The 20935-nt window shown below is 69.3% G+C and carries 24 protein-coding genes, 1 tRNA gene and 1 pseudogene; 12 read left to right on the forward strand and 14 right to left on the reverse strand.

Features of this window, described 5'->3' with window-relative positions; translation table 11 throughout:
- Positions 1-41: 41 nt before the first annotated feature.
- Positions 42-683, reverse strand: coding sequence for an SAF domain-containing protein (locus MJQ72_RS14240; RefSeq protein WP_240599624.1), 642 nt, complete (start codon positions 681-683; stop codon positions 42-44).
- A gap of 115 nt (positions 684-798) precedes the next feature.
- A complete protein-coding gene (locus MJQ72_RS14245) occupies positions 799-1110 on the reverse strand; it encodes an FmdB family zinc ribbon protein (RefSeq protein ID WP_240599625.1) in 312 nt (103 codons plus the stop codon).
- Between the two features lie 157 nt (positions 1111-1267).
- Here MJQ72_RS14245 and MJQ72_RS14250 point away from each other — a divergent pair, with 157 nt between their 5' ends.
- From MJQ72_RS14250 to MJQ72_RS14270, 5 genes are all read left to right on the forward strand, one after another.
- Positions 1268-2500 (forward strand): sensor histidine kinase, encoded by a 1233-nt coding sequence (locus MJQ72_RS14250; protein ID WP_240599626.1) that lies wholly within the window; start codon positions 1268-1270, stop codon positions 2498-2500.
- The gene (locus MJQ72_RS14255) at positions 2497-3141 is read left to right on the forward strand and encodes a response regulator transcription factor (RefSeq protein WP_240599627.1); all 645 of its coding nucleotides are present in this window, start codon (positions 2497-2499) and stop codon (positions 3139-3141) included. Before MJQ72_RS14250 ends, MJQ72_RS14255 begins: the two co-directional genes overlap by 4 nt.
- A gap of 80 nt (positions 3142-3221) precedes the next feature.
- Positions 3222-3695: a DUF6463 family protein gene (locus tag MJQ72_RS14260; RefSeq protein ID WP_240599628.1), complete on the forward strand. Its 474-nt coding sequence runs from the start codon at positions 3222-3224 to the stop codon at positions 3693-3695.
- Positions 3692-5089, forward strand: a complete 1398-nt coding sequence (locus tag MJQ72_RS14265) for an aminotransferase class V-fold PLP-dependent enzyme (RefSeq protein WP_240599629.1) — start codon at positions 3692-3694, stop codon at positions 5087-5089. Before MJQ72_RS14260 ends, MJQ72_RS14265 begins: the two co-directional genes overlap by 4 nt.
- Positions 5090-5094: 5 nt before the next feature.
- Positions 5095-5502, forward strand: a complete 408-nt coding sequence (locus MJQ72_RS14270) for a VOC family protein (RefSeq protein ID WP_240599630.1) — start codon at positions 5095-5097, stop codon at positions 5500-5502.
- Between the two features lie 2 nt (positions 5503-5504).
- Here the strand turns inward: MJQ72_RS14270 and MJQ72_RS14275 are convergent, their stop codons facing one another.
- Positions 5505-6062, reverse strand: a complete 558-nt coding sequence (locus MJQ72_RS14275; RefSeq protein WP_240599631.1) for a helix-turn-helix domain-containing protein — start codon at positions 6060-6062, stop codon at positions 5505-5507.
- Between the two features lie 77 nt (positions 6063-6139).
- Between MJQ72_RS14275 and MJQ72_RS14280 the strand changes: the two are divergent.
- The 4 genes and pseudogenes from MJQ72_RS14280 to MJQ72_RS14295 all read left to right on the forward strand — a co-directional run bounded on the left by MJQ72_RS14280 (position 6140) and on the right by MJQ72_RS14295 (position 9040).
- Positions 6140-7275 (forward strand): annotated as a pseudogene (locus tag MJQ72_RS14280) (MFS transporter).
- 9 nt (positions 7276-7284) lie between these two features.
- Entirely contained in the window at positions 7285-7446 is a 162-nt protein-coding gene (locus tag MJQ72_RS14285; protein ID WP_240599632.1) for a CopG family transcriptional regulator, read from the forward strand.
- Positions 7443-7790: a VOC family protein gene (locus tag MJQ72_RS14290; RefSeq protein ID WP_240599633.1), complete on the forward strand. Its 348-nt coding sequence runs from the start codon at positions 7443-7445 to the stop codon at positions 7788-7790. The genes MJQ72_RS14285 and MJQ72_RS14290 overlap by 4 nt, the downstream gene beginning before the upstream one ends.
- Entirely contained in the window at positions 7787-9040 is a 1254-nt protein-coding gene (locus MJQ72_RS14295) for an MFS transporter (RefSeq protein WP_240599634.1), read from the forward strand. Before MJQ72_RS14290 ends, MJQ72_RS14295 begins: the two co-directional genes overlap by 4 nt.
- Here the strand turns inward: MJQ72_RS14295 and MJQ72_RS14300 are convergent.
- The 5 genes from MJQ72_RS14300 to glp all read right to left on the reverse strand — a co-directional run bounded on the left by MJQ72_RS14300 (position 9016) and on the right by glp (position 13208).
- Positions 9016-10011, reverse strand: a complete 996-nt coding sequence (locus tag MJQ72_RS14300; protein ID WP_240599635.1) for a teichoic acid biosynthesis protein C — start codon at positions 10009-10011, stop codon at positions 9016-9018. The two genes, MJQ72_RS14295 and MJQ72_RS14300, sit on opposite strands and share 25 nt — an antisense overlap.
- Before the next feature lie 133 nt (positions 10012-10144).
- Positions 10145-10217: transfer RNA gene (locus tag MJQ72_RS14305), tRNA-Ala, on the reverse strand.
- A 71-nt stretch (positions 10218-10288) separates the two neighbouring features.
- The gene (gene glpR / locus MJQ72_RS14310; protein ID WP_240599636.1) at positions 10289-11104 is read right to left on the reverse strand and encodes a gephyrin-like molybdotransferase receptor GlpR; all 816 of its coding nucleotides are present in this window, start codon (positions 11102-11104) and stop codon (positions 10289-10291) included.
- 161 nt (positions 11105-11265) lie between these two features.
- Positions 11266-11937, reverse strand: coding sequence for a GNAT family N-acetyltransferase (locus MJQ72_RS14315; protein ID WP_240599637.1), 672 nt, complete (start codon positions 11935-11937; stop codon positions 11266-11268).
- Positions 11937-13208: a gephyrin-like molybdotransferase Glp gene (gene glp / locus MJQ72_RS14320; RefSeq protein WP_063273172.1), complete on the reverse strand. Its 1272-nt coding sequence runs from the start codon at positions 13206-13208 to the stop codon at positions 11937-11939. The genes MJQ72_RS14315 and glp overlap by 1 nt, the downstream gene beginning before the upstream one ends.
- A 218-nt stretch (positions 13209-13426) precedes the next feature.
- On the opposite strand from glp, the gene MJQ72_RS14325 reads away from it, so the two are divergent.
- Together MJQ72_RS14325 and MJQ72_RS14330 are read left to right on the forward strand one after the other, a co-directional pair.
- Complete coding sequence (locus MJQ72_RS14325; protein ID WP_396426988.1) at positions 13427-13999, forward strand: 5-formyltetrahydrofolate cyclo-ligase; 573 nt, start codon at positions 13427-13429, stop codon at positions 13997-13999.
- Between the two features lie 31 nt (positions 14000-14030).
- On the forward strand, positions 14031-15404 hold the full coding sequence (locus MJQ72_RS14330; protein WP_240599639.1) for a UTP--glucose-1-phosphate uridylyltransferase: 1374 nt from the start codon (positions 14031-14033) through the stop codon (positions 15402-15404).
- On the opposite strand, the gene MJQ72_RS14335 is transcribed toward MJQ72_RS14330, so the two are convergent.
- The 5 genes from MJQ72_RS14335 to MJQ72_RS14355 form a co-directional block, all read right to left on the reverse strand.
- On the reverse strand, positions 15401-16123 hold the full coding sequence (locus tag MJQ72_RS14335) for a class I SAM-dependent methyltransferase (protein ID WP_240599640.1): 723 nt from the start codon (positions 16121-16123) through the stop codon (positions 15401-15403). The two genes, MJQ72_RS14330 and MJQ72_RS14335, sit on opposite strands and share 4 nt — an antisense overlap.
- Positions 16116-18296 (reverse strand): MMPL family transporter, encoded by a 2181-nt coding sequence (locus MJQ72_RS14340; RefSeq protein ID WP_240599641.1) that lies wholly within the window; start codon positions 18294-18296, stop codon positions 16116-16118. The genes MJQ72_RS14335 and MJQ72_RS14340 overlap by 8 nt, the downstream gene beginning before the upstream one ends.
- A gap of 110 nt (positions 18297-18406) precedes the next feature.
- Complete coding sequence (locus MJQ72_RS14345; RefSeq protein WP_125791739.1) at positions 18407-18676, reverse strand: hypothetical protein; 270 nt, start codon at positions 18674-18676, stop codon at positions 18407-18409.
- A complete protein-coding gene (locus MJQ72_RS14350; RefSeq protein ID WP_240599642.1) occupies positions 18673-19011 on the reverse strand; it encodes a metalloregulator ArsR/SmtB family transcription factor in 339 nt (112 codons plus the stop codon). The genes MJQ72_RS14345 and MJQ72_RS14350 overlap by 4 nt, the downstream gene beginning before the upstream one ends.
- A 28-nt stretch (positions 19012-19039) precedes the next feature.
- Positions 19040-19795: a GNAT family N-acetyltransferase gene (locus tag MJQ72_RS14355; protein WP_240599643.1), complete on the reverse strand. Its 756-nt coding sequence runs from the start codon at positions 19793-19795 to the stop codon at positions 19040-19042.
- A gap of 50 nt (positions 19796-19845) precedes the next feature.
- Between MJQ72_RS14355 and MJQ72_RS14360 the strand changes: the two genes are divergently transcribed.
- Positions 19846-20121: a CPCC family cysteine-rich protein gene (locus MJQ72_RS14360; RefSeq protein ID WP_240599644.1), complete on the forward strand. Its 276-nt coding sequence runs from the start codon at positions 19846-19848 to the stop codon at positions 20119-20121.
- Here MJQ72_RS14360 and MJQ72_RS14365 read toward each other — a convergent pair.
- Positions 20118-20852, reverse strand: coding sequence for a DUF2786 domain-containing protein (locus MJQ72_RS14365; RefSeq protein ID WP_240599645.1), 735 nt, complete (start codon positions 20850-20852; stop codon positions 20118-20120). The genes MJQ72_RS14360 and MJQ72_RS14365 overlap by 4 nt on opposite strands.
- Positions 20853-20935: the final 83 nt, after the last annotated feature.

Here is a 20935-nt window from a genome sequence, read left to right on the forward strand (position 1 = left end):
CGGGGGGACGCAGGCGCCCGCCGCCACAGGGCAGGCGCGAGCTAGCGGAGGGTAACCGTTATGGACCGTTCCAGCGAGGTGGCCGCGACTCGTGTCGCGAGCGCGGAAGGCAGGGAAAGCAGCACCAAAGGTCCCTTGCTCCCGGCACCGGGAGCCGTCGGATCACGGGTACCCTGTTCGCCGACGGCGGCCACCACGGCCATGCTGGCCAGCACAGATGCTTCACGCCCGGCCTCGGCGGACGCGACGACGTCGACCCGCTGGCCCGGCCTGAGCAGTTCCGTGACCCCGGCGTCGGCGAGCCTCACGGGGACAGTTGAACTTTCGGGATCACCCGATCTGGGGATGGCCGCGTCCAGCAGCCGGACGTCGGTCAGCGGCTCACCGGCCCGCGCCGCGCCGACGAGCAGCCGTCCCTCCACCGAGGCGGGCAGGCCGGTGGCGCCCTGTGGACGGACGTCGTCCGGGAGGTCGACGAGTTTGAGGTCGCCGGCGCGCAGCACCGACCCGGCCGGGAGATCACGGGCGGAGACCACGGTCGCGGTGCCGGGCGCACCGCGTGCGGACGCGGGCAGGAAGAGCACGACCAGGCCGCTGAGCAGCAGGGACAGGGCAAGCCAGCGGCGCAGCAGCCGCGCGGGCCTGCCGTGGAGTCTTCGCAGGACGGGCAGATCGTGGAGCACGGGATTCCCCCTCGTCGATCGGTGTCGATCTCGACGTTAGGGGCGGCACCTGGGCCTGGAAAGAACGAAAACCCCCGGCTGTGGATAACCGGGGGCTTGTGGACAACTCGGGACGTCAGGAAGCGGCGGCGGCCGTTTTCGTCGTACCCGTGGAGGAGGATGCCGCGCTCTTGGTCTCCGGCTTGGACTCGGTCTTCGACTCCGACTTCGTCTCGGTCTTGGCCGGGGCCGCGGTCGTGTTGGCCTTCGAGTCGCGCGAATCGTTGCGGTAGAACCCGCTGCCCTTGAAGACCACGCCGACCGAGCTGAAGACCTTGCGAAGCGGGCCCGAGCACTGCGGGCACACGGTCAAGCTCGCGTCGGAGAACGACTGCACGGCCTCGAAAGCGTGGTCGCATTCCTTGCAGGCGTATTGGTAGGTGGGCACTGCTGCTCCTTCGTGCATTGGCACTCAGCCGACAAGAGTGCTAACGCCCTACGGTACCGGGGCATTCCGACGCAGGTCAAACAAGGTTTCCCAAGGTCACATGACGACCTGGTCACGCCCGGTGTCCCGCCTGGCGACGGTGTCTACGATCGTGGCCGTGACGTGGACCGACCGCGTGGACCGGTGGACGCGGGCACACCCGGCCGGTTCGGACCTCCTGCTCGCCCTGGCCGTCGCGGCACTGCTGGGGCCGGGTTCGCTCGACATCCTCCTGGTCGCCCACTCCCCGGCCTGGGCGTTGTGGGTGGCGGGTGCCTGCGGGATCGTCGTGCACTCCACCGTCGCGTTGCGGCGGGTCGCCACCGAAGCCGCGTTCATCACCGCCGCGTTCGCGATGGCGGTGCTCGTCGCACTCCCGAACACGGTGGTCCGGCCCGTGCCGCTGGGGCTGGCGAGCGCGAGCGACAGCATGGAGATCCCGCTGTTCTTTCTGCCGACGTCGGCGGTCTACCTGGTGCTCCTGTACGCCGTCGCCGCGCATCGGCCGCTGCGCGAGAGCCTGCTCGCCCTGGGAATCAGCGTGCTCGGCGCGGTGCTGTGCACGGCCAGGACGGCGACGGCCTACGGAGCGCTGCCCGCGGGGTGGCTCACGCTGCTGCTGGCCGTGCTCGCCCTGGTCGCGGCGGTGGCGGGCACCTGGGCCGTCGGCCGCTTCCGGTTCGACCGGCGGCGGCGCCTCGCCGACGAGGCCGCGGAAGCCGCCGAGCGTGCCGCGGCAGGCGAACGCCAGCGCATCGCCCGCGACATGCACGACATCGTCGCCCATTCGCTGGCGGTCATCGTGCGTCAGGCCGAAGGCGGTTCCGCCATCGCTTCCAAGGCGCCGGACCGCGCGGCACAGGCGCTTTCCGTCATCGCCGGGACCGCTCGTGAGGCGCTGGCCGACATGCGGGGCACGCTGCGGGTGCTGCGGGACAGCGAAACGCGGCCCTCGCTCGCCGGGATACCGGACTTGGTGGAGCGGGTCCGCGCGACAGGCGTCGACGTCCGGCTGTCCGAGCAGGGGCGGCCCGACGCGCTGACGGCGAGCGCGGCCATGGCGGCGTACCGGCTCGTCCAGGAGGGCTTGACCAACAGCGTCAAGCACGCGGGCCCTCGCACGAGTGTCACCGTCACGATCACGCACACCCCACTCGCGTCGGTGTTCGTCGTCGCCGACGACGGAGCCGGTGCCGGCGAGCGGCCGTCGCTCCCCGGGACGGGCGCCGGACTGAGTGGCGTCCGGGAACGCGTGCGCGCCGCGGGCGGTACGTTCGAGGCCGGTCCGGCCGACGGCGGTTTCAGGGTGTGCGCGGAGTTCCGCGTCGGCGAACAAGGAGCTTCGGGATGACGATCGACGTCGCGCTGGTCGACGACCAGGAACTGGTCCGGACCGGGCTGGCCATGGTCGTCGACGCGACCGACGACATCCGGATCGTCGTCCAGGCGGCCGACGGTGTCGAGGCCGTCGCGAAGCTCGCCGAGACAACGGTCGATGTCGTGCTGATGGACGTCCAGATGCCGCGGATGGACGGCGTCGAGGCCACCGGGCTGATCGCCGCCCGCGAGAACGCGCCCAAGGTGATCCTGCTGACGACGTTCGATCTGGACGAGTACGCCATCGCCGGACTGCGCGCCGGGGCGAGCGGGTTCCTGCTCAAGGACGCGTCGGCCGACGAAGTGCTGCACGCCATCCGGGCCGTCCACGCCGGCGACGCCGTGATCGCGCGCTCCACGACCCGCCGCATGCTGGACCAGCTCGCGGTCGCACGCGAGACTTCCCCGCTCCTCAACCGGCTCACCGCGCGCGAACGCGACGTGTTGCTGGAGATCGCGCAGGGCTACTCCAACGCCGAGACCGCGCAGCGGCTCTTCCTCTCCGAAACCACGGTGAAAACGCACGTCGGTCATCTCCTCGCCAAACTCGGGGTCCGTGACCGGGTGCAGGCGGTGATCTTCGCGTACGAGAACGGGCTCGTGCGTCCGAGCTGAGGCGATCTCATCATTTCGGAGGAGGGGCTGAGCACCTCAGGCCGAGGATTCCCGTCGCGTCGGCGAGCAGCCTGATGCGCATGCGGACAATCGATAAACCCTACGAAGCGACCACCACCCGCGTCCGGTGGCGCGACCCGGCCACCTGGGGCGGGATCCTCGCGCTGGGCGGCGGCCTCTTCCACACCGTCGTCGCCGGCTTCATGCGCCAGGAAGTCTGGGCGCGGATCTTCGACGAAGGATTCTTCAACACGGTCACGCTGGACCCCACGCCCGACCGGCTCCCCATGGCCGAGGCGTTCTGGCTCAGCCCTGGCAGTTTCGGGGTGCCGCTGCTTCTGCTCGGCGGGCTGGTGCTCCGGCACACCCGGCGCGGCGAACGCGTGCCCGCCTGGCTGGGCTCGGGCGTCGTCGCATGGGCGGTCCTGCTCGGACTGCTGGGCGGTTTCGACGCCGGGACGATCGCCCTGCTGCTGGTCGGCGGGCTGTTCCTGGCGGGCGCCAGGTTCGGGAAGAACCGGCGCGGACGTGGTCGTGGAATCATGAGTGAATGACCGAGTTGCGGGATCTGCTGGCCGACGTCGCCGCCCGCGTCACCCGCTACCGCGAAAGCGTCGCCGACGCCCCGGTCTTCCCGGACGACACGACGGGTGTCCGGGAGAAGCTCGGTGAACTGCCCGAGAAACCCGTCCCGCCCGTCGACGTGATCCGGCGGCTGGCCGACGCCGTCGAGCCGGCGCTGGTGGCGAACACCGGGCCGAGGTACTTCGGTTTCGTCACCGGTGGCGCGCTCGACGCCGCGACCGCGGCCGACATGCTGGCGACCGGTTGGGACCAGCCCGCGTTCAACCAGATCACCTCGCCGGCCGCCGCGATCGTCGAAGAAGTGGCGGGCGAGTGGCTCAAGGAGGTCCTCGGCCTGCCGGCCGGTGCCTCCTTCGGCTTCGTGACGGGCGGGCAGGGCGCGAACACGGTCGGCCTGGCCGCCGCCCGGCATCACCTGCTGGCGCGGGCCGGATGGGACGTCGAGCGCCGGGGACTGCACGGAGCGCCACCGCTGCGGGTCGTCGCCGGGGAAGAGCGGCACGCGTCGATCGACCGGTCCCTCCGCCTGCTCGGCCTGGGCACCGACGCCGTGCGGCCGGTGCGCGCGAACGGTCAAGGCGCCATCGACGTCGCCGAACTCGAGCGGACGCTCGACGGGCCCGCAATCGTTTGCCTCCAGGCCGGGAACGTGAACACCGGCGCGTTCGACGACTTCGCCGCCGCGACGGAGATCGCCCACCGGCACGACGCGTGGGTCCACATCGACGGCGCGTTCGGGCTCTGGGCGGCCGCCGCCCCGTCACTCCGGCGGCTGACCACGGGGCTGGGAAGGGCCGATTCCTGGGCGGTCGACGGGCACAAGTGGCTCAACGTCCCGTACGACAGCGGCTACGCGTTCTGCGCGCACCCCGAATCGCACCGGGCAGCCATGGCGGTCACCGCCGCATACCTGACCGGCCAGGGCGCCGGCGGCGTGCGAGCGCCGGGCGACTTCGTGCCCGAGTCGTCCCGGCGCGCGCGAGGATTCGCGACGTGGGCCGCGCTCAGCGAACTCGGCCGCGAGGGGATCGCCGAGATGGTCGAACGATGCTGCGCGCTGGCCAGGAGGTTCGCCGAGAAACTCGAAGCGTGCGACGGCGTCACCGTCGTGAACGACGTGGTGCTGAACCAGGTGCTCGTCGCTTTCGACGGCGAAACGGACGGCGTCGTCGAAGCCCTCCAGCGGTCCGGCGAGTGCTGGATGGGCGCGACCACTTGGCACGGACGGCGGCTGATGCGCATCTCCGTGTCGAACTGGAGCACGACCGAAGCCGACGTCGACCGCAGTGTCGACGCGATCCGGGCGGCGTGGAAGAGCGATCAGGAATCGAGAAGCGTCCAGAACCGGTCTCACCTAGCGTGACCGTCATGGACATCGCCATTCACGGGAGCTTCCTCCCACAGACCGACCCCGAAGCCGCACTGGCCTTCTACCGCGACCTCCTCGGCTTCGAGGTGCGCAACGACGTCGGCTACGACGGCATGCGCTGGCTCACCGTCGGCCCGCCGGGGCAGCCCGTGTCGATCGTGCTGCACCCGCCCGCCGTCGACCCGGGGATCACCGAGGACGAACGCCGGGTGATCAACGAGATGATGGCCAAGGGCACGTACGCGGGGATCCTGTTCTCCTCCGACGACCTCGACGGGCTCTTCAAGCACCTGCAGGAGGCGGGCGCCGAGATCATCCAGGAGCCCACCGACCAGCCGTACGGCCTGCGTGACGGCGCGGTCCGCGACCCGTCCGGGAACCTGATCCGTATCCAGCAGCGCGTCTGAGCTCACCGGGTGCGGGCGCGGACGTGGATCCGCTCGCCCTGTTCGCCGAAGAGGCTGAGCACCTCGACCCGCCCGCGGCCGGTGGCGCCGAACCAATGCGGCGTCCGGCAGTCGAATTCGGCGGCCTCGCCGGGACCGAGCACGACATCCTGGTCGCCGAGCACGAGCCGCAGCCTGCCACGCAGTACATAGAGCCATTCACGGCCGGTGTGCGTCCGGGTGCGGGGCTCGTCGTCGCTCGCCGGGATCGTCATCTTGTAGGCGCGGGGCCCGTCCTCGTGCCGGGTGAGCGGGATGAGCACCCGGCCGTCCGAGGGTACGTCGAGCACTCTCGGTGAGGCGACGATCTCGTCGACGCGCAGGCCCAGCGCGGCGATCACCGGCAGCAGTAACTCCAGGCTCGGCTTGCGCTGCCCGGATTCGAGGCGGGACAGGGTGCTGGTGGAGATGCCGGTGGCGCGGCTGAGCTCCACCAGCGTCGTGCCTTTCTTTTCCCTGGCACGGCGCAGGCGGGGCGCGATCAGTTCGATCGCCGCGGTGACGGCGGGCTGGCTCTCCATGTCGCCAGCACAGCAGCTCGTCCCGGTTCCGGCAAAGTTCTTTGCCGAAACAGCCAGAAGCTCCCGATGCTGGCGCCATGATCGAGACGAAACGCCTCCCCGCCGGGGTCTACCTCCTCGCCTTCAGCCTGTTCGCGATGGGGAGCGCCGAGTTCCTGATGGCCGGGGTCCTGCCCGCGGCCGCCGCCGATCTCGGCGTCTCCCTGTCCTCCGCGGGCGCGCTCATCACCGCGTTCGCCCTCGGTGTCGTCCTGGGCGGTCCGCCGTTCGCCGTGCTGAGCTTGAAGTGGCCACGGCGTACGGCGTTGATGACCACGCAGGCCGTCTTCGCCGCCGCCATCGCCGCCGGCCTGCTCGCCGACGACTACTGGATCCTCCTGGTCACCAGATTCGTCGCCGGTCTCGCCTACGCCGGGTTCTTCGCGGTCGCCACCGTGACCGCGATCAGCCTGGTGACCCCCGATCGCAACGCCCGCGCCTCCGGCGTCGTCGTCGCCGGGCTCAGCGTCGCCATGGTGGCCGGGGACCGGTGGGCACCCTGCTGAGCAACCTCACGGACTGGACCGGCGGCTTTTGGGGTGTCGTGACGCTGACCGTCGTGGGCGTGGTCGCGTGCGCCGTCGGACTGCCCGCCACCGCGCCTTCCTCGGAGCCCAGCCTTTCGGGGGAGCTGCGCGCGATGCGGGCACCGCGCCTTTGGGGCGTCTACGCGATCACCATCCTGAGCACCGCCGCGTACATGGTGTCCTTCAATTACCTGGCGGCGATGCTCGCGGACGTCGTTCCCGCGGTCTGGATCCCCGCGGTGCTCGCGCTGTTCGGGATCGGCGCCTTCGTCGGGTTGTCGATCGGCGGCCGGATCTCCGACCGTCGCCCGCGCCACGCCCTGCTCGGCGGCGGCGCCGGTATCGCGGTCTTCTCGGCGACGCTCGCCCTCTTCGCCACGTCCGTCTGGGTCGTCGTGCCGACGGTGTTCTTGCTGGGCGTCGCGGCCTTCGTGCTCAATCCGGCGCTCTACGGGCGGGTCTTCACGATCGCCGCCTCCGCCCCGACCCTCGCCGGCGCGACCACGGTGTCCGCCTTTCAGCTGGGCATCAGTCTCACCCCGGCCTTCGCCGCCGGGGCGCTGAATCTGGGTGCTTCGCTGGCCGCCATCCCGTGGATCGGCGCGGGCCTGGCGCTGGTCACGGTAGGCCTTGTGCTCGTTTGCTAGCATGCGAGCATGGCTCTGGTCGAGAAACGGCAATTCAACGTCTATCTGCCGCCCGACCTCATCAAGCGGGTGAAGCACGCGTCGGTCGACGCCGACGAGTCGCTTTCGTCGTTCGTCGAACGGGTGCTGGAGGAGTACCTGCTGCGGACCAGTGAGGAGCGCGAGCGATGAAGATCATGCCGATCCGCTACAGCGCGGACGTCGAGGCCATGACGCGGTTCTACGAGGTGCTCGGCCTGCGGACCGGGCCGGTTTCGCGCCCCGGCGGCTGGGTCGAGATGCCCGCCGAGGCCGGGATGCTGGCCATCCACCGGTCGTCCGGCGACGACGTGGGCCGCTGCGAGCTGGCCTTCGAAGTCGGCGAGCCCCTGGAGGACGTCGCGGAACGTCTGCGGGCGGCCGGATTCGAACCGGGCCCGCCGATGGACGAGGGCTTCGGCCATTCGCTGCGCGTCCAGGATCCCGACGGGGTCTGGGTGCAGCTCAACCGGTACGACCGCGACCTCTACACGTGACGGGAGTCCGGCTGGCGGTCGGCATCGTCGCGCTCGAATTCGCGGCCGCCGTCACCGGTTTCGTCGCCTCCACTCTGCTGCCTGTCGTCGCCGGCGATCTCGACGCGAGGAACGACCTCGGCCTCCTGATCGCCGGCTCGACGCTGGGCCTGTTCGTCGCGCTTCCCTTGGCGAGCAGGGTTCTCGGCAGGCTTGGGCCGCGCGGGACGCTCGCCGTCGGGATGATCGCCTACCTCGGCGGGCTCGGCTTGGCCGCGTCAGCGCGGACCGCATGGATGTTCGCCCTCGGCCAGTTCTCCGCTGGGCTCGCCAGCGGGCTCCTGGCGATCTTCGGTGTCAGCTCGGCGATCCGGCATCTCGACGACCGGCTGCGGATCCGCGTGATCGCGGCGTCTTCGGCGATGTGGATCGTGCCCGCCCTGGTGGGCCCGGCCGCGACCCTCGGCCTGGAACATCTCGTCGGCTGGCGGTGGACCCTGCTGCTTCCGGTGCCGTTCGTCCTTTTCGGACGGTTGCTGGTCGTGCGCGCCGCCCGCGGTGACGCACCGGACGCCGCTTCACGGCCACTGCTGCGGACGCTGTCGGTGCCACTGGGAGCGGCGATCGTCGTGTTCGGCGCGGGTTTCTGGCCACTCGCGCTCGCGGGGGCGGCGATCACCGCCGCCGGGATGATCGCGATCCTGCCACCTGGCACCGCGCGGCTCCGGCCGGGAACGCCCGCGGCGCTCGGCGCGATGGTGCTGTTCGCGATCGGCTATTTCGGCGCGGACAGCCTGATCACCGTGCTCCTGACGAGCGGATTCCAGGTGAGCCTCGGGCAGGCGGCGATCGTGCTGAGTGCCGCCCCGCTGGGCTGGGCGGTGACCAGCCTCGTGGCGGCCAAGTTCACTTCGGCGCGCTTTCCCGTCGTGGGCCTGGGCCTGACCGCCCTCGGCACCGCGGCCGTGGCCTTCGGTGGTTCGTTCGCCACGGCCCTCGTCGCCTGGGCGGTCGCCGGAATCGGTGTCGGGCTCGCTTACCCCGGCCTGTATCTCAGAGCCACGACAGCGGACGCGAGCGGTTTCACCGCCGCGGAACTCGCGACCGCCGTCATCACCGCGGAATGCGTCGGGCAATTGCTGGGACGGGCCGTCGGCGGCGCCTTGAGCTCGTCCACCAGCGGATTGTTGGCCTCGTACGGGCTTTTCGCGGCCGCCCTGGCGGCGGCCGCGTTCGCCGCGACGCGTCAGTCGATGAGGACGTTCTTGTAGAACAGGTTCGCGTAGCGGTTGATGTTGTCCATGCTGCTACGCGACCCGAAACCCATGTACAGCCGGGTTTCCCCGGCCAGGCTCCGGTAGATCCCGAGGCCCTCCGGCTCGCGGAACACCAGCGACTGCCCCGCCTTGGTCAGCGCGCGGCTCTTCACCGTGCCCGTGTTCATGTCGATACAGGTGACGTAGGAGTTGATGTCGGCGGGGTCCGCGTGCCCCGTACCGTCCAATGTGTACAGATACTGGCCGTAGATGGTGTAGCCCTGGAAGGTCACCGGCACGGTGGACAGCGCGGGCTGCGCGAAATGCGCCAGCGGCGAGCTGAAGTTGCCGGCGGCCGCGGAGGCGAGCGGGTAGACGCTGTAGAACATCTTGCCGCCTTCCTTGCGGCGTACCGCGATCCGCTTGTTGATCGGATCGGTGGCGCAGGTGATCGTGTCGCTGCCGGTGAGGAACTTCTTCACCGACGGCGTGCCACCGTTGACGAACTTGAACCGGGCCAGCGCCGTCCCGCGACCGGTGCCCGTGGGACCGTCCGAGTCGCATTCCATCCAGATGTAGGAGTCTGTGCCCACCGGTTCGACACCGATCGACACCCCGTGCCCGGCGTTGTTCAGATGCATCGAGCCCTGGATCTCGCCGGAGAAGTTGACCTGGGTGACACACAGGTCGTCCCCGGTGCCGCCGTTGCGGGCGTTCACGATGAAGATGCGCACGTTCTGGTTGTCGAAGGCGAAGCCCTGCATCACATGATGCGATTCGTGCAGGATCTTGCTGCGGAACTCGTCGTAGGACGGCTTGGTGAGGTCGAACCGCTTGGACGCCGGCACCGCGGCCGAAGCCGGTCCGGCGAACACCGCGCCGGTGCCGAGCAGCGCCGTCGTCGCGGCGAGACCACCGCCGGCGCGGAGCAGGGAACGCCGGGAGAACGGGGATCGGACGGGATCCGGGGGCACCTGCTCGGACATGGGCGCTCGCCTTCGTCGAGTTTCGCGGTCCGATCGAAGGTTCTTCACGCTCGTACAAGATTCGTACAAGCCGGCAGTGCGGACAGCAAAAAGGGTCCTTCCCGATTCTCTGGGAAAGACCCTTGTTTCACTGTGGAGCTGAGGGGAATCGAACCCCTGACCTTCTCGATGCGAACGAGACGCGCTACCAACTGCGCTACAGCCCCTGGTGAAGCTTGCCCCTCGTTTGGAGCTCCATGAGCCTATCAGTGGCCCATGGAGCCCCGAAACGCGGGGGTCATTCTCCGGCGGCCCGGCGGAAAGGCCTGGTCCCGGGCTCGTCGAGCTCGTGGAAGGCCGGGTCCTCGTCGTCGAGGTCGACGACGACGGCTTGGCGCCGGAGGCGGGACATCGGGGACGGTTTGCGTTCCACGACGGCCGGGCGTTCGGTGGCGACGACCTCGATGTCCTCACGGGACTCGTGCGCATCGTGGTCTTCGTCGTCGACGAGGGAGCGTCGCGGGGCGCGGGTGTTGTTGAAGCGGGCGAGGCGGCGCTGCCGGATGTCGTTCTCGATGCGGACCTGGCGGCGCAAGTACGCCAGGTAGCCGATGAGGACAGCGTCGACGACACCGTTGGCCCACCAGACCGTCGGGGTCAAGAATCCGGCGACGGCCGCGGTGGTGACCACCAGTACCAGGAGTGCGATGACGACCCGCTGCCGGAACGCGTACTTGGCGCGCGCGGCGATGTCCGCCGCTTCCGGGTCGAATCCGCCGCGGCCGGGCCGGTAGCCGGCGCCTTGGCGTTCTCTTTCCGGGCGGGCCGTGTGCGAGGGCTGGGGAAGCGGTTCGGCTTCCGGTGCCTCGTCCTCGAGGTCGGCGTCGAGCTCCGCCTCGAGTTCGGCCAGGTCGTCTTCTACCGATGGTTCCGTGTTTTCCGCCATCGCGAACTCCTCCGGTCCCTCGTGGCGTGTGCTCCCGCTCCGCACGACTCGCGCCGCCAAGGCCGAGTCCGTCGTCCGTGCGACCTGCTGGCGCTTGCGGGCGACCATGGGCACGAGAACGACGAGCCATGCCGCTGCGAGCGCGACGATGATCACCGAACTGGGCATCTCCCGTCACCTCCCCCGATCCACTGCTGTAGTCACGCTAGCCACAACAGTCACACACGCCGCGCAGACTCGCCGGTTTCGATCACGGAAAATGCATCACCAAATTAGGTGAATCTCACAGCTTGTGGTAACGCGGTCACGGGAACGGCCCGGTGACGGGGTCAAACGCGCTCCGCGAGGCCCTTCGAGACGAGCCGGGAGACCAGTCCGTCACCGGTCTCCTCCTTGGTGACGGCGTAGCAGAAATGGTCCCGCCAGCCACCCGCGACATCGAGATAGCGCTCGAAAAGACCCTCCTGCCGGTAGCCCGCTTTGGCGAGAACCCGCAGGCTGGGGGTGTTTTCGGGGCGGACGGTCGCCTCGAGGCGGTGCAGTCCGCCGAAGTCGAAGACATGGTCGGTGACGAGGGCGACGGCGCCGGTCGCGACGCCGCCGCGGACGATCTCCGATGACACCCAGTAGCCGATCCAGGCGGATCGGAGCGACGCCCGGATGACGTTACCCACAGTGATCTGTCCGGCGAAGCGTCCGTCCACCGTGATGGTGAACGGGAGACATTGACCGCGCCTGGCCAGGCCGCGCAATGCCAGCCACTGGGACGGCCATGACCAGTACGCGTTGCGATCCGGCCATGGCCCGATACCGGTCGGTTCCCACATTTCCAGGTGCTCGCGATCGCGCAGCCGGACGCGGCTCCACTCGCCGGCGTCGCGGAGGCGGACCGGCCGGACGGCGAGGATCCCGGCGGGCACCCGGAGCGGGCCCAGCTTCGCGGGCCAGCCCGGATGCCTGCTCTCGATCGGATACGCGACGCCGGAAATCGGTGCGCCCATTACGCCCGCTGGGCCAGGAAGGTCACCTTGACCTGCTCGCCCGCGGCGACCTCGGTGAGGTCTTCGTCGATGTTGATCAGGCAGTTCGCCTCGGCCAGCGACGCGAGCAGATGCGCGCCGGAGGTGCCGAGCGGCTGCACCAGGTATTCGCCGTTGCCCTCGTCGCGCAGCAGTTGCCCGCGCAGGAAACCTTTGCGGCCCTTGGTCGAGGTGATCGGGGAGAGCAGCCGCGCGCCGACGATCCGGCGATGCGGGTTGCGGGTGCCGCGCGCTGCACGGATCAGCGGGCGGACCAGCACCTCGAACACGACCAGCGCGCTCATCGGGTTGCCGGGGATCAGGAACGTCGGCACCGAGTCGGGGCCGAGCCTGCCGAAACCCTGCACGGAGCCGGGGTGCATGGCGACGCGGGTCATGTCGATATGGCCGAGATCGGACAGCGCCGCGTGCACTTCGTCGCCCGCGCTCCCGCCGGCGCCGCCCGCGACGACGACGATCTCCGACATCAGCAGGCGGCCTTCGACGATCTCTCGCAGGCGTTTCGGATCGCCCGGGACGATGCCGACGCGGCTCACCTCGGCGCCCGCGTCCCGCGCGGCCGCGGACAGCGCGTAGGAGTTGACGTCGTAGACCTGCCCGACCGACGGCGTGCGGTCGATGTCGACCAGTTCGTCGCCGACGGAAACGATCGAGACCCGGGGTCGCGGGTAGACCAGGACCTTCGCGCGACCGACCGCGGCGAGCAGGCCGACCTGGGCCGAGCCGATGGTGTCGCCCTTGCGCACGGCGACGTCGCCGATCTGCACGTCTTCACCGGTCCGGCGCACGTAACCCGCCGACGGCACCGACCTGTGCACGGTGACCTTGGCCTGGTGACCGTCGGTGTAGGCGGTCGGGACGACGGCGTCGGCGAGCGTGGGCAGCGGCGCGCCGGTGTCGACTCGCACGGCCTGTCCCGGCTGCAACCGCCGCGGCTGGCGGGAACCGGCGGCGATCTCGCCGACCACCGGCAACTGCACCGGCTCTTGGCCCGCGGAGCGGACGTCGACGCTTCGCACCGCGTAGCCGTCGACGGCGGCCTGGTCGAAACCGGGCAGCGCGTGTTCGGCGACGACCTCTTCGGCGCACAGGAGGCCTTGGGCCTCGGAGATGGCGACGCGAACCGGACGCGGGCGTACCGCGGCGTCCAGAGTCAGGGAGATCTGATCCTCGACGGAACGGAACTGTCCCGCGTCTTCGGTCTCGGCCGCTTCGGCGATGGGTTCCGTCATGACTGGGAGATCTCGATCCGTTCGTTCGACCAGGCACGCGATGAGGGCCCGTCGGTGAACTGAAGTTCACCACCGTTACCAGGAGTGATGCGGTCCGAAGCCGCGGAAATCGCCCGATCGGGCAAGCTCCTCGTGGTCCGTGCCGCCGGGGTGGTCGCTGCGCCTGTCATAGGCGTGAAGCCTAACCTGACCACGTGGTCGAGCCCGGCAATGAACACCTGAGCAAAACGGAGTGGCGTTCCCGGATAACCGCCGAACGGCGTTCGCAGGTGTCGGAAGAGCATGCGCGGGAGGCCGTGGCGCTCGCCGCCGCCGCCGCTCGGCTGCCCGGTGAGGTCGTGTGCGCCTATGTCCCGTTCGGTACCGAACCGGGTTCGACGTCGCTGCTTGATCAACTTATCGACCAGGGCAAACGGGTGCTGCTGCCGATCGTCCCCGACGCGCCGGGCCCGCTGGAGTGGGCCGCCTACGAGGACCCGTCGAGCCTCGCGCCGGGTCGGCTGCGGGGGTTGCTCGAGCCGACCGGACGCCGCCTCGGTCCCGACACGCTGGGGACGGCCGATCTGATGCTGATCCCCGCGCTCGCCGTCGACGACGCGGGCGTCCGGCTCGGCCGCGGCGCCGGGTACTACGACCGGTCGCTCTCCTTCGCCGCGCCCGGCGCCGCGCTGATCGCGGTCGTCCGGGACGCCGAACTCGTGCGCGAGTTGCCCGCGGAACCGCATGACGTCCGCATGACCGGGGTACTGACCCCGGAGCACGGCCTGGCGCCGCGCCCGGTAATACACTGACGCCCCGACGCAGTGGTTCAGAAAGGGCACAATGAGCTCTGACGCGCACCTGTCCGATCATTTCGCCGAAACGCTGTCGAAAATGCGTTCCGCGGGCGCCCACGCCATGGAGCTGGCAGCCCTGCGGCGGCGCCTCGAGCAGCTGACCGAACCCGGCGCCGGTGAATTGCCGGGAAACGAACTCGAACCGCTCGATGACATCAGCAGGCTCGTGGATCTGCCGGAGCCGGACGCCGGCGAAGCGCGCCGGGTGCTGGATCGCACCGCCGTTCTGAAGCTCAATGGCGGGCTCGGCACCAGCATGGGGCTCACCGGGCCGAAATCACTGCTGGAGATCAAGCCGGGGAAGACGTTCCTCGACGTCATCGCCATGCAGGTGCTTTCGACCCGCGAGAAGTACAACGCGCGTCTTCCGCTGATCCTGATGAATTCGGCCGGCACCCGCGAACCTTCGCTGGAGTTGCTGAAGAAGTATCCCGATCTCGCCGACGAAGTCATCCCGGCCGACTTCCTGCAGGGACGCGAGCCGAAGATCACCGCCGACGGGCGGCCCGCCGAATGGCCCGCGAACCCGGAGCTCGAATGGTGCCCGCCGGGGCACGGCGACATCTACGTCGCGCTCGCGGTGAGCGGGATGCTCGAAACCCTGCTGGCGGAGGGCATCCGCTGGTGTTTCGTATCCAACTCCGACAACCTCGGCGCGCTCCCGGACGCCCGGATCGCGGCGTGGCTCGCGAAAGAGGACATCCCGTTCGCGATGGAGACGGTGCTCGGCACCGCGGCCGACCGCAAGGGCGGGCACCTCGCGCGGCGCGCGGGCCGGATCGTCCTGCGTGAATCCGCGCAGGTCCCGGACGGGGACGACTCGTTCGGCGACGTCGCCAAGTGGCGTTTCTTCAACACCAACAACATCTGGTTCGATCTCGAACGGCTGAAGGCGCTGCAGGAGGCCGACCCCGCCGCGCCGCTGTTGCCGCTGATCGTGAACCGGAAGACCGTCGATCCCGCCGATTCCGCCAGTACACCGGTGATCCAGCTGGAAACGGCGATGGGCGCGGCGATCGGTTCGGTCGAGGGCGCACGGGCCATCGAGATCCCGCGGACCAGGTTCGCGCCGGTCAAGACCACCGACGATCTGCTGGTCGTCCGGTCCGACGCCTACGTGCTCGACGACGGCGGGGAGATGGTCCCGGAGTTCACCACCACCCCGCCGGTCGTGTCGCTGAGCAAGGAGTTCTACAAGCTCCTTCCGGACTTCGACGCGCGTATCCCCGTGGCGCCCTCGCTCAAGGAGTGCACGAGCCTCGCGGTGGACGGCGACGTCACCTTCGGGAAGAACGTCGTCGTCCGGGGCGATGTGAAGATCACCGGGCCGAAGGCCATCGCGGACGGCGAAGTCCTCTAGCCGCGCTGGGCGATGAACACGTACTCGCGTCCTGGACGGTCGGGGGCGTCCCGGACGTCCAGGACGCGAAAGCCGTGCTTCGCCAGCAAAGCCTCCAAGTCTTCGCGCTCACGGAACCACAACGTCGAGTCCGAGGTGACGACCTCGCCGTCGGAGAACCGGTAGCTGTACCGGAACGACACGAACGGGAGGTCCACCTCGGTGACCTCGCGCCATTGCTCGACCTCGCCGACGCCGGGGACGTCGATGATTTCGTGGGCCGTGTCGGCCGCCCAGTCCTCCCACGCCCGGCGCCCGGGGCGCCGGATCTCGAAGACCAGATGACCACCCGGCACCAGCGCGGTGTGGACGCCTTCGAGAGTCCGGCTCCATTCGTCGTCGGCCAGGAAGACCTGGGCCACGTTCCCGGTCATCACCGCGAGATCGGCTCCCGCTTCACCCGCCGCTTTCGCGTCACCATGGATCCAGGTGATCTTCCCTTCCGGGTCTTTGGTCTTCGCGACTTCCAGCGACGCCTTCGCGGGATCGACACCGACGACCTCGATCCCGCGCGCGGCCAGGAGAACGGCCAGGCAACCGGTGCCGCAGCCGATGTCGAGCACTCTCTCGGCCCTGAGTTCGCCGATGATGGCGAGGTAGTGGTCCAAGTCGTCGCGAGCGCCGTCGAAGGCGTCGTAAATCGGTGCGAGCCGGGCGTGAGCGAAGAGCGCGTCAGGCATTCGGCGACGATAGTTCCGGTGCGCGTTCGGGAGCCACGGATTTACGGTCACGCCGCCAAACCTGTTCTCCCAGCGCCGCGAGGAAAGCGGGCAGCAGCACCCCGCGGACCAGCGTGGCGTCGATCAGGACGGCGACCGCCATCCCGACTCCCATCATCTTGTACTCGATCGCGCTCAACGTGATGAAGACGCTGAACACGCCGACCATGATCACCGCCGCGCCGCTGACCACGCCGGCGCTCGTGCCGGTGCCGCGGACGATCGCGGCGATGGCGCCTTCCGCCCGGCGTTCGCGGATCCGGCTGAGGATGAAGATGTGGTAGTCCATGCTCAGCCCGAGCAGCAGGACGAACATGAACATCGGCAGCCACCCGACCACCCCGCCGTACGGGGTGAATCCCAGCAGGGAAGCGAAATGGCCGTCCTGGAAGATCCAGGTGAGCACGCCGTAGGCCGCGCCGATCGACAGCAGGTTCAGCACGATCGACACGAGCGCCACCGCCACCGACCGGAAAGCCAGCAGCAGCAACACGAACGCCGCCAGCAGGACGAACCCGAAGACCAGCGGCATCCGCTCGGTCACCCGGTCGGCGAAGTCGCGGGCGTTCGCCGTCCGGCCGGACACCGCGTACTCGACGCCGTCCAGCTTCCCGATCGTCTCGGGGAGTAGCTCGGTGCGCAGCTTCGCGAGCGCCGTGTCGGATTCCGCGTCGCGGCCGGCGCCGGACAGCGGGACCCGGACGACCACGGCCTCGTCGACGTTTCCGACGGCGACGGGTTTGTTCAGCACACCGGAGGTATCCCCGATCCGCCGTTCGAGATCCGTGATCGCCGACCGCAGGGCCGGGCTGTCGACCGGGCCGCCGTTCTCGGCGGTGAGCACCACCGTGGCGGGGTAGACCACGCCCGGGAAGGCCTCCTGGGTGCGGACGGCGGCGTCGATCGCGGGCATCGATCGCGGCAGGCTCTCCGCCGGTGTCGGATCCTGCAGGCGCATGCCGAGCGCGGGCAGCGTGAGCAGGATCAGCAACGCGGCCCCCAGCCCGCCCCACAACGCCGGGCGCCGGGTGACCACGCGGGCGGTCGCGGACCAGAACCGCGACTTCTCCGCCGTGGTACGCCGCTTGCCCAGCCACGGAATCCGCCCGCGATCGACCTTGTCGCCCAATAACGAGAGCAGCGCGGGCAGCACGGTGACCGAGCCGAGCACGGCGAGGCCGACCACGAACGCCGTGCTGATCGCGAGACCGGTGAAGTTGTCGAGTCCGGTGAGCACCAGCCCGCTCACGCACAGGACGACCGTGACCCCGGAGACGACCACGACGTGCCCGGACGTCCGCGCCGCGATGCGGGTCGCGGCGTCTACCGAGTGCTCGCGTGCGCGTTCTTCCCGTTGCCGCCTGAGGAAGAACAGCGAGTAGTCGACGCCCACCGCCATCCCGATGAGCAGCGTGATCACCGTCGTCGCGCTGTTGATCGGGGTGAAGTCGTCGACGACGGACAGGAAGCCGAACGTCGCCGCGACACTCGTCCCCGCCAGCAGCAACGGGACCGACGCTGCGACCAGCGCCCCGAACACGATCAGCAGGATCACCAGTGTCAGCGGCAGGGAAAGAAGCTCCGACCGTTTGACGTCTTCACGGATACCCTTGTCGACCACGGTCGACAGGCTCAGATCTCCGGACTGGCTCAACCGGGCCGATGGATGCCGTGCGGCGACCTCGGCCACTCGCGCCGTCGCGGTCTCGAAGTTCGGGCGGATGTCCTTCTCGTCGCCCGCGATCGAAAACCCGACGAGTCCGGACGTGCCGTCGGCCGAGATCCGCTCGGCGCCTCCGTCGGCCAGCGGCGAGCGGACGTCGGTGACCGAGCCGCTCGTGGTGAGCGTGGTGATCAGATCTTCGGTCGCCCGCCGGAGTTCTTCGTTCGCGGCGAACGGCGGCGAACCGGGCTCCTTCGCCGCGACGAGGACGTTCTCGCGTAACGGGTCGAAGGTGTTTTGGGCGTTCAAGGCGGTCTGGGCGCGGCCGGACTCGCCGGGATCGGTGCTTCGGCGGCTTTCACCGTCCAGCAGCATTCCCGCCAGCAGTGCGACGACCACGAGGCCGGCCCAGCCGGCGAGGGTGACCGCGCGATGCCGCATGGACCAGGCGGCGATCTTTTCGGGCAGCATGAACTACAGTCCTTTACGTGAAGGAGTGAGATGCCTCGGGCGAGGTTTTTGCTTCTTCTTTCCTGGGCCGTCGAGTTGCCGCTCGGCGGCCCAGGGTCTTTCACCGGTGGTCAGTCGACCTCCTTGAGGATCCGCTCGACCGTGCCCACGCTCTTCTGGAGATCCGCGAGGCGTCCGTCGAGTTCGGTCAGTTTGCGTTCGGTCTCTTCCTGCGCCTGGACGGCCTTTTCGGCCAACCTGCGGTATTCCTGCTCGCGCGCGAGCGCGCCCCTGGCCCGGATGGTCGCGCCGAACTGCCACACGACCACCGTGATCACCACGGTGAGGAACACGAAGATGCCGATCAGCCCGGCGACCTCCTGCCATTGATGCCACTTCACGATCGTTCCCCCTCGTCACCGGGTGCCGTGCTCAGCGTCGGCGCCGCGGCGGCGATGGTGTCCGGGCTCAGCTCGACCAGGAACGGTTTCACCTCGTAGAACTTCATCGCCTTCCCGTCCTCCGACAGCTCCAGTTCGGCCGACACGAGCCCGGCCGCCTCCAGTTTGCGCAGGTGGAGCTGCAGCAACGCCCGGCTGATGCCGAGCTCTCGCGCCAGCTGGCTGACATACGCGCGCTCCGCACGCAACGCCGCGACGATCCGCAGCCGGTGCGGATTCGCCAGCGCCCCCAGCAGCCGCAGCAGCTCGTCGCCGGACGGTCCGGTGGCGGTCATGCCGAGCTCCTGCACATGCCAAAGAAATCTAGCAGGTGCTGGCTTCGTCTACCAGGTGCTCGAGCCAGGCGTTCGGCTCCGTGTAGACGCCGACGTCCAGCGCCGAGGACGCGAGCACCGGCGCTATCCCGCCCGGCACGGTCGTGAGACCGTCGTGGAGTTCGGCTCCGGTCCACGCCTTCCACTGGGCGAAGGTGCCGGTGACCGTCATCGCGAACGGAGCCACTTTCACGAACCGGGCGCCGAGCCGTTCGTGCGTGCGCAGCCACGGATCCTCCGGCAGCCCGTCCGCGCGACGGCGGGCGACATAGTCTTCAAAGGACAGTTCTGGTTCGTTCTCCTTCCCGGCCGGGCGGACCGGCACGACGAGTTTGCGCATACCTGTTTCCGAGGCGCGCTTCTTCAACGCTTCCAACGCTTTTGTGGCCAGGCCGCCGCCACGGCGGCCTGGCGCGACCATCACTTCGAGTGCTATCAACGTATTCGTCTCACGAGTGCTCAGCACGTCTTCCGCGGCCCAGATCAGGGCGGCGTCCCAGCCGTGGTCCGGCAGTTCCGGGCGTTCGGCGGTCGGGAAGCCGACCGGGACTGCCGCGGTTCTCGCCACGGGAACACCGTCTTCCAGCAGCACGAGGAAGTATTCGGGCCAGCGGGCGGCGAGGTGGGACGACTTCGCCAGCAGGCCCGCCAGGCCGTGCTGGAGGAATTCGCCGCCGACACCGCCGATGGCGAGCGCGGGCTCGCGCAATTCGGGCCGGGTGGCCAGGTCTTCGATCACGATCATGTCCTCAGTAGACCCGAGGACACGCGATTCTCACGAGGTGGATTTCGGCCGTGACGAAAGGGAAGGAAGGGTACGCCTGTCCTTGCTGTGGCTATCTCACGGTGGGCGAGCGGGGCGCGTACGAGGTCTGCCCCGTCTGCTTCTGGGAGGACGACGGGCAGGACGATCATGACGCGAACGTCGTCCGAGGTGGGCCCAACGGGCGCCTGTCTCTCACGGTGGCTCGGCTGAACTTCGATCTTCACGGTGCCTGCGAAGAGGCGCATATTCACGATGTCCGGCCGCCGGAACCGGACGAGATCCCTCCCGGCGGGAGCGACGGCTAGCGCACGGGCAGTGCGCGGCGCCTTCCGGTGATACCGGTGGTGTTGAGGTTGGCGCGCTCGCCGGCGGAGTGACCGTCGAGATAGCCGCTGCCGGACAGCCGCCTCGGCGGTGCCGAGCGTAGATCGCCGTATTGCTCATCGTACGCCTGTTTGACCATCGCCGTCCGATCCTGGATCACCAGTTCGGCCGAGCGATGACCGGCGGCGGTCGTATGGGTCCTGGCCGCGGTGTCCTCACTGTTGCGGAGCCGTTCGTAGACCGCGCCGGAGAAGCCGTGCAGCCACGTCCGCCGGTACGCGGCCAGCGATTCGCCCGCGAACACCCGGTTCTCCGGGCGGACCCTGGTCAGCTGGGTGGTCGCCTGCAACAGCAGGCTCGTGTACAGCAGTTCCGTCCGCTCCAGATCGCTGCGGAAACCGAACACGGTCACCGCGGTGACCGATTGGCCGAGCCGGTGCAGCAGGGCCCGGCAGCGCAGCGGATGCGCGATGTTCGTCAGCAGCCCCGCCTTGTCCCGGCTGTACGGGTTGTCGAGCGGGATCTTGATCTGCGTGATCTCGTCCGCTGTCGCCCCGGAGGCGGCCAGCAACGCCTGATCGATGCCGTACCGGGCGATCAGTTCGGCGGCCTTGGTGTTGTACGACTCGGCTTCGGCCTCGGTGACCGCCGGGTCCTCCGCCTTCGCGAGGAGCTTCCGGACGCGCGCGAGCAGCGTGTCATGGTCGGGCATGGTCCTCCTTCCTGATTGGGTTGGAGCGGATCAATCTAGGAGAGAGGTCCGACAATATTCGGGCGAGATGTTCGGATCCCGGT

The sequence above is a fragment of the Amycolatopsis sp. EV170708-02-1 genome (assembly GCF_022479115.1).
Taxonomy (GTDB): domain Bacteria; phylum Actinomycetota; class Actinomycetes; order Mycobacteriales; family Pseudonocardiaceae; genus Amycolatopsis.